This is a genomic window from Williamsia herbipolensis, assembly GCF_036153515.1.
GTDB lineage: Bacteria > Actinomycetota > Actinomycetes > Mycobacteriales > Mycobacteriaceae > Williamsia_A > Williamsia_A herbipolensis.
This window is the reverse complement of the sequence record NZ_CP108021.1, coordinates 1545831-1559463: the sequence shown is the minus strand read 5'-3', so window position 1 is coordinate 1559463 and position 13633 is coordinate 1545831. Positions and strand designations below refer to the sequence as shown.

Below are 13633 nucleotides of genomic sequence, written 5' to 3'. Positions count from 1 at the left end.
CCGGCCAGGGCGATGTCACTCCGCGCGATGCAGGAAGGTCAACACGGTGAGGGCGAGGATCTTGAGGTCGAGCAGGACCGACCAGTTCTCGATGTAATAGTTGTCCCACTCCGCGCGGTCGGCGATGGAGGTCTGGCCCCGCAGGCCGTGGACCTGAGCCCATCCGGTGACGCCGGCCTTCACGCGGTGGCGTTCACCGTAGCGGCGGATCTGCATGTCGAACAGTTCGACGAACTCGGGGCGTTCGGGACGGGGGCCGACGAGGCTCATGTCCCCGAGCGCGACGTTGATCAGCTGGGGCAGTTCGTCCATCGACGTCGATCGCATGATCCTGCCGATCTTGGTCCGTCGGTCGACACCCTCGATCCCGCCCGGCGCGGCACCGGCGGTGAGCTCGAACGCGGCGTCGGCCTCGGTCGGTGGGCGCATCGATCGGAACTTGAGGCAGCCGAACACCTTTCCGTTGCGCCCCACGCGGTCCTGTGAGAAGAAGATCGGTCCGGGTGAGCTCAGCTTGACCAGCAGCATCAGGGTGAGGAAGAGCGGGGAGATGAGGAGGAGTCCGAGTGTCGCGGCCACGCGATCGACGGTGTGCTTCACCGCGAACTGCCAACTGCGAGGGTTGACGCGGGGAAGGATCAGCAGGGGCACGCCGCCGAGATGATCGATGCGTGCCCGGGCCCCGACGGCGTCGTGCGCGCGGGGCAGCACCCACGCCCGGATACCGCGTCGGTGCGCCGCGCGGACGACGCGGGCGAGTTCTGCGTCGTCGATGTCCTCGGCCGCGACGACGACCTCCTCGGCATGTGTCGCCGCGATCGCATCGGCGATGGCCTGCGGAGGGCCGAGTCGGGGCACGCCGTAGGAGTCGGGTTCCTCCGTCGCGACGTCTGCGGTGAGCCGCAGTGGGGTCGCGGCGAGGATCCCCACCGGCCGCAGGCCGTACTCGGGCATGTCGCGCATGCGTTGGATGAGTTGGTGTGCGATCAGTCCGTCGCCGACGACGAGAGTCGGTGCGAGGGACCCGTGCCGGATGCGCAGATTGCGTTGGATCACGACGCGCGCGAAACGACCGCCGGTGACGAGCACGACCGCGCAGGCCCACACCTTCGTCGTCGTGACGCCGGTCTGGGAGGCCTGCGTGAGGAACGTGACGATGAAGCCGAGGGTGAGGACCGCGGCGACGGCCAGGGTGGTCTGCACACGGGGGAGCTCGTCGAGGAAGTTGCGGCGCAGCTGTTTGCGGTACATCTGCTGCAGCGCGAACGTCATGATCATCGTGGGGACGAACAGCCACACCGACCACAGCGGTGGGTGCTGGTCCTGTGTGGCGTCGGCCCAGAGCGAGCCGAGGGCCACGGCCGCCGAGGCGGCGAGGACGTCGACGACGACCGTGACGATGGAATGCCCGGGATCCCTGCGGATGCTGCGGAGGAACGCCGATGGTGCCGCGTCCCCCGGCGGTTCGGAGATCGGGATCGTCGTCGGGGAGGTCTGCAGGGCCATGGCAGGCCGCTCAGTACCGAGTGCCTGTCATACGATTCACTGTAGTGAATTAACAGATTTGCTGTGCAACATTCAGGACATGTCACCGAGGTCGATGGTGTCGAAGATCCGTTCCCGCACGATGGTCGCGAGGTCCTCGAGGATCTGCACGTGCCCCGCCGTCCACAGTTTCGGCTTTCCGTCCCAGGCGCACAGCGTGCCGATGGCATTGCCTGCCGCGTCGGCCAGGGGGACACCCGCGTAGGCGACCACCGTGCCGTCGGCCACGATCGGATGGTCCTTCAACGTCGGGTGGGTGCGGGCGTCGTCGACGACGAGTGGGGACCCGGCGGACACCGCGTACTGACACAGCGAGCGATCCAGCGGGACGGTGCGTGTCTCGGCGAGATCGCCGGACAGGCCCGCTGCACTGCAGAACCACTGCTTCTCGTCGGAGACCAGCGAGACGCCCGCGCTCGGCACGTCCAGCGCGTCGACGGCCATCTGGGCGATGCGGTCGTAGGCGGCGCCCTTTCCGGAGTCCATGAGACCGGTGTCGAACAGCGCCCGTAACCGCGCCGGGTCGCGGATGACGGGGTCGGTCGCGATGACGGGCGGAGCGGGAGTGGGCTGGCCATCGGGGAACAGACCGTCCGACGCTGCGTCGTCCGATGCCGCATCACCGTCAGCGGTGAGGCCGTCGCGCCGCAGTGCGGTGACGGCGGCGGAGAGGCCGGGGACGTCGGACCCGAGGAGGTCGGCGGCGAGGCGGGCGGCGACGGCCCGCCCGATGTAGACGTCGACACTCTCACCCGCCGACCGCGAGGCGTGTGCCAGCACCTCGGTGATCGTCGGGTCGACCGTGGGCGAGATACCGGACATGGGCTTCACGATAGCGAATCGGGCCTGGTGGCGAGTGCGTCGGTCGCGTAACGACGCGGGGTCCGTGCCCGGCGCCTGTTCACGACTCCGACGCCTCGAGGACGGCGATCGGGTCGCGGCAGATGTCGACCAGCGCCGCGTGCACCGCGGTGGGTGCGACGACCTCGGGATGGAACGTCGCCGACAGGGTTCGCGCACCGCCGATCTCGCTGACGAGCAGGGTGAGCGCCTCGGGGCCGTCGGGGTCGATACCGGCGCCGAGTTGGGGGAGCGCTTCCGACGGGCCGGGCAGGACGCCGTCGTAGAGCGGGAGCCGACCGATGTCGCTCACCGACAGCCGGATCCGGGACGAGGTGCGGACCGACACCGCCGTGTCCGCACCGGGATCAGGGATTCCGCGGTGCAGTCGTGCCCGCGTGGCGTTGATGCCGAGAACGGCCAGCGGCCAGGCGGATTCGGTGGCCGCGCGCACGCGCTGTCGCACCGAGGCCGCCGTCACCGGGTCGGGCATCCGGATGGGGAGTGCGATGGCCAGGTTGCCCATGCCGGCGTCGTCGCGGCGCAGATAGCGCCGACAGTCGACGAGCACCTGCACGATGTCGTCGTTGGTGACGCCCGCGCGGCGCAGCGCCGACACCCACATCGCGACCGTCGCCGACGCGTCGGACGCACCCTGCACCGCCGAGACCCGCTCGCGTAGTGCGGCGACGCGGTCGGGCGACATGGTCGCCGACATGGTCCGGACCCGTCGCGGATCGACGGCGGTCGGCTCGGCGACGGTGTCGGTGCGGGCGTTCTCGGAGCGCAATCGGTGGACCTCACCGAGCCGGCGGGGATGGCGGAGGATCTGATCGGCGAGCGCGCGTCGGACCGAGCCGGCCGGTGCGTCATGGGCCAGCGCGGCCTGCACGGCGGGCGAGGCGGAGTCGAGGAGGACCGCCTGCAGCGCGGGCGCGAGCCGACCGTCGCCGAGGCCATGCGAGTGGTCGACGACGAGATGGTCGTGACAGACGGCGACGCGCAGCGGCGCCGGATCCAGCTGTCGCACATGGGTGGCGATCACGCCGAGGTATCCGCCTGGGGTGTCGGGGAGATCGCGCGGCGCCGTCGGTGGGGCGAGGTCCTCGACGAGCAGCGTGTCGGTTCGTCGCGTCCACGCACCGTCCGGGGCGAAGGGGTCCAGCCGCAGACGCGGAACCTGCGCGGCGACCGATCGAAGGCGAACGGTCAGCAGGTCCCGGTCGAGTGCGGGGAGCGGTCCGAAGATCGCGATGGTGCGGGAGTTCGCGAGCGCTCGATCGAGGGCACTCGGCCGGTGGGCGGCGATCTCGGTGTCGGAGCGCACGGCCCGGCGATCGGGCCGCGTTCCCGGTCGATCAGACCACCCCATCGACGACCTCCCGCATGCGGCGCCGGAACTCGCTGCGGGAGAACCCCTCCGCCCAGCGACGGATGGCATCGCGATCGAAATCCGCCGGGTCGAACCCGCGCATCGCGGCGGCGAAGCGGTCGACGATCTCGTCGTCGGTGCCGGGTTCCACGAGCAGCCCCGTCTCGCCCGGTCGCACCGAGTCGAGCGCCCCGCCCTCGCCGAGCGCGATGACCGGGGTGCCGGTGGCCATCGATTCGACCGGCACGATGCCGAAGTCCTCGATGCCGGGCATGACCAGCGCGCGCGTGCGGCGATGCAGGGCGAGGAGCTCCGCGTGCGGGACGCGTCCGAGGAACTCCGTCCGCGGCCCGGCGATCGCGCGGCAGGCCTCCATCGCGCGTCCGTCGCCGGCGACGACGAGCGGCACGTCGGCCTCGGCGGCGGCGCGGATGGCGATGTCGGGGCGCTTGTAGGGCACCAGGCGTCCGGCGAGCAGGAAGAAGTCCTCGCGCTCGACCGACGGGTCGGGTGTGAAGCCCTCGGTGTCGACCGGTGGGTGCACCACGACGGCGTCGCGGCCCCACCAGGATTGGATGCGGTCGGCCACGGCCGACGAGTTCGCGACGACGGTGTGCAGTCGGGGAGCGGCCGCCACCTCGCAGCGGCGTGCCACCACCGACAGTGCGGTGAGGATGCCCGCTCCCACCGCGCCGCCGCCCTCGCCCGCGCGCAGGCTGGCGTCCCAGGCCCACCGCGCGGGGCTGTGCACATACGCGATCACCGGTGCCTCGGTGGCGAACACCACCTGGGTGGCGAACGCATGGTGGCTGGTCACGACGACCTCGGGTTCGCCGCCGGGGCCGCGGAGGTCCATCCCGCGGAACGCGATCGGCATGAACGGCAAGGTCGGGGCGTACGAGCGGTGGCCGAGGGCGCGGTAGAGACCGTTGAGCCATGTGGTGTTCGGTGGGCTGGGCAGGTCGCGGGGGATGCCCTGCGCGCGGGCGATCGGCGTGTGGACGCCGCCGCGCGGCCATTCGAGGGCGAGCTGTTCGACCACGTGTTCCGAGCCCGCGATCTCGGTGAGCCGTTCGTGGACGACGGCTACGCGCTCAGTCGGCATCGGAGGCCCCCGTCGACCCACGTCGCGGCCGTCTCCCCTGCAGGACGACGTGGCGGCTGACGCCCAGGTCGGCGAGTTGGGCCAGCGCGGCCTCGGTGGCGGCACGATCGCGCCCGCGTGTCGACAGGACCACGACGGCGACGACCAGATCCCCGAGATCGGCGGTCCGCCACCATTCGTCGTGCAGGTCGTGGTGGTCGATGTCCTGTGCGCTCTGCTCGGCGGGCCCGGCGGGGACCGTGACCGACGCGACGTCGGTCTGTTCGCCGAGCAGGATGATCGCCGACCGTCCGCGGCGGTGGCGGTGTGCCAGTTCGCCGTAGAGGACCTTCGACGGGTCGAACCGACCGCCGTCCACGACCTGTAGTCGGGCGCCGTGCCGGTGGGCGACGCGCCGAGCCCAGATGCGGTTGTTGCGCCGACCGAGTCGGCCCCGGGCGAGGACGAGCAGTTCGGCCGCCACGATGAACGCCACGACTGCGGCCACCAGCGCCTCCGACACCGGCTTGGGCGAGATGGGCGTCGAGGACGCGTCGGGCACCGACAGCACCGTCAGCTGGTTGCCGCCCGAGGCGGCGGCCTGGTCGCGTTGGGCCCGCAGTTCGGCCAGCCGGACGTCGGAGGCGGTGCGGGCGCTGCTGTTGGCGGGCAGTCGCGCGTTGCGGGCCTGCTCGCTGTCGATGGAGGTGTCGATCTGGCCGACCCGGCGTGACACGTCGCGCTCGGCGTTGCTCTGGTTGGCCTGCGCGACGGCGTCGACCACGGCCCGCGCCACCTGCTGGGCCATGCGGGGGTTCCCCGCGGTGACGGTGAAGGTCAGCAGAGCGGGGGAGGTGCCGGGGGTCAGCGTGAGGTGACTGCGCAATGTGCCCGTGTCCCAGCCGGTGTCGACGGTGGTGAGCGCCTGCGTGAGGACGCCGTCGTCGCTCGCGAGCTCCTCGAACGGTGCGCGTAGCTGCTCGACGAACGCATCACCGGCGACGATCTCCCCCGACGTCGTGATCTGCGTGACGACCGACGCCGAGTACTCCTTGTCGACCAGGGTCGACCGTGCGATGAAGACCCCGGCGCCGACGAGGGCGCCGATCACCAGGGCCGGCAGCAGGACGCGGGCCAGGTCGCGGAAGTGTCCGGCGAGGTCGATGGGCGGTGGGGCGTCGCGATGGGTCGTCGCGGACTCGACGGTCACCGTTGGACTCCTTCGGGTCGTCGCGCGGTGCAGTATTTCAAACCAAAAGTTTGCCAAGCATAACGATGCTCGACCCTGGAGATCGCCGAACCGCCACACCGCGGCCGGAGGTGAACCTCACGTGCGGTCACCCGATCAGCGCCCCGAGCATGGCCGGCACCGTGACCGACAGGTCGTGATGCTGCGCCACCCGACGGCGTGCGCCGGCGACGACGTCGGCCCGCAGCGTGGGATCGGAGAGGACCCGGGAGATCGCGCGCGCCATCGCGACGGGATCGCCCGGCGGCACGAGCACACCGGCGTCGTCGGCGAGGAACTCGGTGGTGCCGCCGTGGTCGGTGCCGATCACGGGCCTGCCGTAGGCCATCGCCTCGAGCACCGAGAGCGGGCCGGCCTCGGGTTCGACGCTCGCCGAGACGACGATGTCGAACCGGGTCAACGCCTCGCACAGGTCGCGGTGGCCGAGGAACTCCACGCGGCCGTCGAGATCGGGTTCGGCGGCGCGTGCCCGCAGTGCGGCGACGTGGTCGACGTCGCCGGGGAAGTGGCCGCCGGCGAACTCGACCCGCACCCCGGGCAGCTCGGCGACGGCGTCGAGCAGCACGCGGTGTCCCTTCCACGGGGTGAGCAGCGCCAACATCCCCACCACGGGCGGGGTGTGCAGGACCTGGGGCAGGGCGTCGACGGGCCACGCGACGCCGTTGTGTCGGACGACGACCGGGACGCCCAGTGCCCGCAGCGGTTGCGCCGTCGCGTCGGACACCGCCACGGCGCGACGGATCCCGGGGCGGGCGAGGCGGATGACGGCCCGTTGACGTCCGGTGATGACGGTGTCGTGAACCAGCCACGACACCCCGCGCGGGCCGGCGGCCAACCGCGCCGCCGGCAACGCGTTGAGGGAGTTGACGACGACGGCGACACCCGGCTCGGCGGCCGCCGCGCGCAGTCGACGGCCCGTGCGGAACCAGCGGGCGACCAGCCGCGCGCCACCGGCGATCCGCGCCGCGCCGCTCTCGCCGGTGAGTCCGAGGTGGTCGATGGCCAGGTGCTCGACCGTCGGCGGGAGGCGGTCGACGAGCGGGCCCGCGGGGCACGCCACGGTGACGTCGTGGCCGTCGCGCAATGCCTGTCGCGCGAGGTCGAGCATCACCTTCTCGGCCCCCGACACCTGCCCGGAGTGCGCGACGAAGACGACGCGTCCCACCGACGGCTTCGTCGTCGACTCGGTCATGACGTCACCCCGTGCACCTTGGCGTGTCGGCCGGGTGCCCGCGCGGACGCGCGGACCAGGGGCAGCGCCACGAGGGCGACGACGAGCGCCGTCGACACCGACACCACCGGCCACGGGATGATCCGCGCGGCCGGCGTCCCGACGGCGCACGCGAGGGCCGTGACCGCGGCGAGGGTCATCACCGACCCGAGTGGGAACAACCCGACGATCGGCAACGTCCGCACGATCACGATCCACAGCACCACGAGGACCGAACCCAGCGTGGCGACGGTCGCGATCGCCGCGCCGTCGTAGGACATGCGCGGGATGAGGATCACGTTCATCACGACGTTGAGCACCAGTCCGCCGAAGGCGACCAGGGGGTAGCTACGGGCCTGACCTGCCGAGGCCAGCAGGTAGATGCCCAGCACGATCAATGCGGTGAAGGTCGCCCCGAGCACGAGCATGCGCGCGGCGAACGCGCCGACCACGAAGCGTTCGCCGTAGAGCAGACCGATCACCTGTGGCGCCGACGGCCAGAACGCCGCCACCGCGACCGCACCGCCCGCACCGAACGCGGCGGCCGCCCCGCGGCAGCGGCGGCGGAACACCCCGGGTTCGTGCGGCCACGCCGCCACCAACAACGTCGCGACCGGACCGGCGGCGGCCAGCACGAAGGTGTCGAGGATGTCGGAGAACTTGTAGCCGATGCCGTACACGCCGACCGCGTCGAACGTGTCGAGGATGCTCAGCAACAGCATGTCCACCTTCTGCAGGGCCACGGTGAGGGCGAAACCGATGGCGAGCGGCGCGGCGTCGAGCAGCATCGGTCGCCACCGGGCGAACTCGACGTGCCGCGACGGTCGCAGCCCGCCGTCGCGTCGGCTGATCCCCACCGCCTTGATCACCAGGGCGAGGACCTCGTTGACGACCGGCGCCAACACGAACAGCAGCAGGTAGGGCGCGAACAGGGCGGCGGCGATGGTGAGGGCCAGTTGCACTGTCTGTCCGAGACTCTCGGCCATCGCCGAGAGCAGGAGTCGGTGGCGGCTCTGGAACACGACGGTCAGGGCGTGGCCGGGGGTGGCGACCACGACGACGAGGCCCGCGACCGCGGTCGCGCGGATGACCTCGCCGGGGTAGCCCAGCGCGACCACGTAGATCAGGGCGATGGCGTATCCGCCGAGTCCGAGCAGCAGCCGCAGCGCGATGAAGGCCGATGCGGTGCGCGCGACCTCGTCGGGGTCGTCGACGATGAGCCGCGCCATCACCGCGCGTCCCACGCCGAGATCGGTGAAGATCGCCATCAGTCCGAGCAGCGCGAAGACGAATGTGTAGTGCCCCCACGCCTCCGGCGACAGGATGCGGGCGATGATCACGCTGCCGGTCCACCCGAGGGCGGCGATCACGACACGACTGGCGAGCATCGCGCCGGTCGCCTTCGCCGCGGCGCGACCGTCCGAGGCCGCGCCCTGCGCCGAGCCGGGATTCGTCGGCTCCGGTGTGACGACATGCGGATCGGGCGTCGGGGTCGCCACCCGGTCGGCCGATTCCGTGCTCACAGCGATCTCGCTCTCATGGGCAGATCCCCTCCGCCCGGTACACGTCCACCGTCGCGCGGGCGGTGCGTTCCCACGTCACCGACGCCATCACCGATACCGCGGCGCGGCTCAGCTCGGCGCGCGCCGACGGGTCGTGCACCAGTGGCGCCATGGCGGCGACCCAGTCGGCGACGTCGTCGGTGGCCACGAGGCGCGCGCCGTCGCCGACCACCTCGGGGAGCGCGCCGACCGCGCTCGCGACGACCGCGCCGCCGCACGCCATGGCCTCGACCGGTGGCAGGCCGTATCCCTCGTAGTACGACGCGTATGCGGTCACCGTCGCCGCGGCGTACAGCGCGGGGAGGTCGGCGACGTCGACGTATCCGAGCCCGATCGCCGAGGCGGGGGCGTCGGGTCCGGTCGACCCGGCGCCCGCGAGGACGCAGGGGATCCCCAGTTCGTCGGCCGCCGCCGCGACCAGGGCCACGTTCTTGCGCGGCTCGACCGTGCCCACCTGCAGCACGAACTCCTCGGGTAGCCGATGCGCCGCACGCACACGGTCCACCTCGGCCTGCGACGGCGGTCGGGCCCACCCCGCGGGGGCGAGTTCCACCACGTGCGCGTCGCGGCCGGTGACCGCGTGGATGCGCTCGGCGGTGAACGCCGACACCGCGATGAGGACGTCGGCCCGGCGCAGCGAACGGCGGACGAGCACGTTCTCGCCGGCGGCGCGGAACCGGCTCGACGCCGACGGCATGTCGATCACCGACAGGTCGTGCACCGTGGCGACGGTGGTCGACGGTCCGGCCAGCGGCAGGTCGACGTCGAGACCGTGGAAGACCGACGCCCGCATGGGGGCGGCGCCGTAGACGGCGCGGCGGGCGCCGTCGGACACCGGGCGCGTGACCGCCGCCATCCCGCGGGGCAGCTCCGCCACCGCGTCGGACTGGACGAGTGCGGTGGTCGGTGTCGGGGCGAGCAGGTCGGGCATGTGCCTCAGGAGCTCGCGGATGTAGGTCTGTACACCGCTTCCGCCCGGTCGGAGTGCGAGCGCGCCGAACGTGAATCCTGCTGTGCTGTTGCGCATCCCACCACTCCCAGGAGAAGCCAAAAATGAAGGTCGAGCGGAAAGATCTCGAAGTAGGTCGCGACGAGGCTCGCGGCCATCGCCGCCACGATCGACGCGCTGACCCCGAGCGCCAACGCCCCGTCGCGGCCCGGCAGGCGGCGCGCGGACTGCACGCACCACACCAGCGCGGTGAGGATCACCGCGAGGAAGGCCCAGAGCCCGATCGGTCCGAGTTCGAGCAGCGTCTTGACGTAGTAGTTGTCGGGCTGATAGTTCGCCGACGTCGACTGCGTCAGTCCGCCTGCCGACGCGGTGACCGTCTCCGGTGACTGGCCCTGGGCCGTCGAGATGCGGTCGGCGGCAGCACCGCTCGACCCCAGGCCGCGTCCCAGTGGGTGCACCAGGATGCTGGAGATGATCTCGCTCCACCCGGCCCCGCGTTGACCGAGGCTGCTGGAGGAGAAGAACACCGACGTCGTCGACGACGGCAGGAAAGGGAACGCCGCCACCGCCATCGCCAGCAGTGCCCCGAGGGGCGCGAACAGGTATCGGAACCGGATCACGGCGAGCCAGATGATCCCGACGAGAAGGCCGAGGATCGCCGCGCGGACGACCGACGTCGCCATCACCACCGCCATCACCGGCGCGAGCCAGAGGAAGATCCGGTTGCGGCGTCGGCGGGGTTCGGCCAGCGCCACCGCGCCGCCGACGAGCAGCCCGACCATCACGTACAGCCCGAACCCGAACGGCTGGTTGAACGTGCTGAACGTCCGGAACAGGGGCCCGCTGGTGCGCACCTGGGTGCCGAAGTCGTAGCCGAACTGCACGAGCCGGGCCGGTCCGACGATCTGCTGGAAAATACCGACCGCGCAGGTCACGACGCACATGACCATCAGCACGGTGACGAGGTGGTCGCGGTCGCGGGTGTCGAACGGCGCCCACCACAGCACCACCAGGACCAGCAGGTAGAAGAACGTCACCTTGGCGCCGACCAGTCCGATCGGTCCGTAGACCACGAGCGCCGAGACGAGTCCGAAGGCGACGAACACGACGATCGCGGGCCAGTAGGGGATGTGCACCGGTGGTGAGGTGCGGCGGACGCCACGCCGGGCGAAGGCGCACACCAGCGTCACCGCGAGGAGCCCCTCTTTCCACGCGGCCGCGACCCCGGGCACGGGCGCGATCACGAGCAGGCCACTCAACGGGGTGAGGGCGGCGAGCAGCAGCAGCCCACGCTGGGGTCGCTGCCAGATGAATCGGACCACGAACACGGCCAGCACGAGGGCGACGACCGCGGCGGCGCCGTAGGCGACGAGACGCACCGCGCACCACCTCTCCGACGGACCGGTCTGCATTCGTTGTTCATCATCGCGAATCTCCATCATCGCGAATTTTTCGACAGTTCGAGGGAGTTCGGCGCTTCACGGCCCGCGTCGCTTCGCGGGCGACACCGGCGTACAGGCAATCGGCAGGTCCTGCGCCAGGGAACTGCCAGCGTCGATTCGTAGCTTCGTGGTTGTCGCCCGGCGAGAACGTCGGACGACGCGACACGACAACGAAGGTGGGTGGAACGCGATGCGTATCAAGAAGATCCTGATCGGCACGGTGGCCGCGGGCGGTATCGGACTGGCGTCGTTGGGTGCCGGTGCAGGGGTCGCGTCGGCGGCACCGACCGCGGTCGCGAGCCATCAACAGACACAGAACCACGAGCAGATCGGCTACGCGTCGCCGTCACGGCCGACGGTGGCCCCGGGACCGGTCCGCCGGCCCGACACCCGACCGTTCGAGTTCCGCGGCCAGCGCGTGACGCCGCAGTTCCGCGCCGACCACCACGGCTGGGGCTTCTGGTTCTTCGGCTTCTGGGTGCCGCTGGCCCTCTAGGTCGCGCATCCTCCGTGCGCGGGGCCGGGTGCCTGTCGGGTGCCCGGCCTCGTTGCGGTGCTGTGCCTCAGCGGCCGAGCAGTCCCCCGAGCGCGCCGCCGACCCCCGACTGCTCACCGGCGCCCGTGCCGCCGATCATCCCGCCCGGCGGGAGCTCCGAGGGCTGCACGATGACGAAGCCCTGACCGGAGAACGAGAGCGTGAACCGCTCGCCGGTGCTGCGACCGATGAGCGTGCCGAGGTTGAACGAGTCGTTCTGTTTGACCCCGGTGCGCAGGCTCGACGACCACGCCACCGCGGCCTGGGGATCGGCGTAGGTCGGCTGGTCGACGTTGAGCACCACCGGCGTCCCGTCGGTGGTGATCGCGATCCGCCCTCGGCCGGTGAAGACGCAGTTGAACAGACCCGCGTTGCTGGCCATCGCCGCACCCTGCACCCGTGCGATGTTGTAGGTCAGCGTCGACTCGAAGGCGAGGACGTTGGCCCCGTTGATGGTGAGGCCGTCGGTGCCGTCGAGATCGATGAGGTGGACATCGGTGGATGCGTTGGCGAGGAAGAGATCTCCGCGTCCGACGACCTTCATCAGCGGCACGCCCTCGCCGGAGAGTCGCTGTCGGATCATGTTGCCGATGCCGCCCGATCCGAGGGCCTCGAACTTCAGGTCGCCCTGGTAGGCGACCATCGATCCGGTCCGTGCCATGACGTCCCCGTTCAGGGCGACCTTGCACATCTTGCTGCCCTGCTTCTGGATGCCCGGCGCGCTGGCCTCGGCGTACTGGGGTGCGAACAGTTCGCTCTGCATGGGAGGTCCTCCGGGGTTCGAGCCCATGGATGGGGCAGGTGATGGCGTGTGTGCGGCAGGCGGTGGGGAGACCGGCGCGGCAACCGGCGTCGGCGCCGCCGGTTGCGCCGCGGGTGGGGTGGGCGGTGGCGCGGGCTCGTCATCGATGTCGATGCCGAAGGCGGTCGCTATGCCGGCGAGACCGTCGTCGTAGCCCTGGCCCACGGCGCGGACCTTCCAGGCGTCGTTGCGGCGGTAGATCTCCACGCAGACCAGTGCGGCCTCGGTGGTGAGGCCCGACATCGCGAAGGTGAGTGGTTCGCCGCCCGAGGTCACCGTGGCGGTGATCTCCCCTGCGCCGGCGAAGGTGGCCGGACCCGAACCGTCGAGGCTCGCGGTCACGACGACGGTGCTCACGTCGGCGGGCAGCGCGCTGGTGTCGACGGCGACGATGTCGCCCGCGCCGCGACCATGGCGGTACTCGACGCCCGGCCCGAGGGGGTTGTTGAAGAACACCAGATCGGCGTCGGAGCGGACCTTCCCGTTCTCGCCGAGCAGGAGGGCCGAGACGTCGACGGAGTTCGCCGACGTGACGGTGACGGCCACCGCCGCGGCCGGCAGCGGACGGTTCTCACCGCGGGCGAGCGCGGTCACGATCGGTTCCCCATCACGGCGACCAGTCTTACAGAATCCCCACCCGGTGGGTCGGGTGAATCGGCGACGGCTGTCGCGCTACTTCTTCTCGCAGGCGATGCCGTCTTTGTCGCGATCGCTCTTCGTGTTGTCGGAGTACACGGCGGCGTCGACCTCGAAGGTCGTCACCGGCGTGCCGGAGGTCGCGTCGACGGCGCCCGGTTTGCCGACGCCGTGCGGGTAGTCGGCGTTCAGCGCGGCGCAGTTGCCGTACGCCTGGGCCGATGCGGGGGCCGCACCCCACACACTGCCGAGGGCGAGGACGCCGGACACGGCTGCGGTCAGGAGGACTCGGGTGGTGCGGGTGGAGGTCATGAACGTGCTCGCTTCTCGTCGGGCGTGGCGTCACCATGCGCGACGAGAACGTAGCCCCCGGACGCGGTCGACGATGTCCGATTCGTGATCGG

The 13633-nt window shown here is 71.2% G+C and carries 12 protein-coding genes; 1 reads left to right on the top strand and 11 read right to left on the bottom strand.

Going from position 1 to position 13633, the window contains the following annotated elements:
- Nucleotides 1-15: 15 nt before the first annotated feature.
- The 9 genes from OG579_RS07275 to OG579_RS07235 form a co-directional block, all read right to left on the bottom strand.
- Complete coding sequence (locus OG579_RS07275; RefSeq protein WP_328858597.1) at nt 16-1506, bottom strand: sugar transferase; 1491 nt, start codon at nt 1504-1506, stop codon at nt 16-18.
- A gap of 72 nt (nt 1507-1578) precedes the next feature.
- The gene (locus tag OG579_RS07270; RefSeq protein WP_328858596.1) at nt 1579-2367 is read right to left on the bottom strand and encodes a GAF domain-containing protein; all 789 of its coding nucleotides are present in this window, start codon (nt 2365-2367) and stop codon (nt 1579-1581) included.
- A gap of 79 nt (nt 2368-2446) precedes the next feature.
- Nucleotides 2447-3712 carry a hypothetical protein gene (locus OG579_RS07265; protein WP_328858595.1) on the bottom strand — a complete coding sequence of 422 codons (1266 nt, stop codon included), beginning with the start codon at nt 3710-3712 and terminating at the stop codon, nt 2447-2449.
- Between the two features lie 31 nt (nt 3713-3743).
- Nucleotides 3744-4862 carry a glycosyltransferase gene (locus OG579_RS07260; RefSeq protein ID WP_328858594.1) on the bottom strand — a complete coding sequence of 373 codons (1119 nt, stop codon included), beginning with the start codon at nt 4860-4862 and terminating at the stop codon, nt 3744-3746.
- Nucleotides 4852-6051 (bottom strand): YveK family protein, encoded by a 1200-nt coding sequence (locus tag OG579_RS07255; RefSeq protein ID WP_328858593.1) that lies wholly within the window; start codon nt 6049-6051, stop codon nt 4852-4854. Before OG579_RS07255 ends, OG579_RS07260 begins: the two co-directional genes overlap by 11 nt.
- Before the next feature lie 127 nt (nt 6052-6178).
- Nucleotides 6179-7282 carry a glycosyltransferase family 4 protein gene (locus OG579_RS07250; RefSeq protein ID WP_328858592.1) on the bottom strand — a complete coding sequence of 368 codons (1104 nt, stop codon included), beginning with the start codon at nt 7280-7282 and terminating at the stop codon, nt 6179-6181.
- The gene (locus OG579_RS07245; RefSeq protein WP_328858591.1) at nt 7279-8823 is read right to left on the bottom strand and encodes an oligosaccharide flippase family protein; all 1545 of its coding nucleotides are present in this window, start codon (nt 8821-8823) and stop codon (nt 7279-7281) included. Before OG579_RS07245 ends, OG579_RS07250 begins: the two co-directional genes overlap by 4 nt.
- Nucleotides 8824-8836: 13 nt before the next feature.
- Nucleotides 8837-9793: a glycosyltransferase family 4 protein gene (locus OG579_RS07240; protein ID WP_328858590.1), complete on the bottom strand. Its 957-nt coding sequence runs from the start codon at nt 9791-9793 to the stop codon at nt 8837-8839.
- A 5-nt stretch (nt 9794-9798) separates the two neighbouring features.
- Nucleotides 9799-11226, bottom strand: coding sequence for an O-antigen ligase family protein (locus tag OG579_RS07235; RefSeq protein ID WP_408068760.1), 1428 nt, complete (start codon nt 11224-11226; stop codon nt 9799-9801).
- A 220-nt stretch (nt 11227-11446) separates the two neighbouring features.
- On the opposite strand from OG579_RS07235, the gene OG579_RS07230 reads away from it, so the two are divergent.
- A complete protein-coding gene (locus OG579_RS07230; protein WP_328858588.1) occupies nt 11447-11752 on the top strand; it encodes a hypothetical protein in 306 nt (101 codons plus the stop codon).
- Nucleotides 11753-11819: 67 nt separating this feature from the next.
- Here OG579_RS07230 and OG579_RS07225 read toward each other — a convergent pair whose 3' ends face one another.
- Nucleotides 11820-13187: an AIM24 family protein gene (locus tag OG579_RS07225; protein WP_328858587.1), complete on the bottom strand. Its 1368-nt coding sequence runs from the start codon at nt 13185-13187 to the stop codon at nt 11820-11822.
- Between the two features lie 78 nt (nt 13188-13265).
- Entirely contained in the window at nt 13266-13541 is a 276-nt protein-coding gene (locus OG579_RS07220) for an excalibur calcium-binding domain-containing protein (protein WP_328858586.1), read from the bottom strand.
- Nucleotides 13542-13633 lie beyond the last annotated feature (92 nt).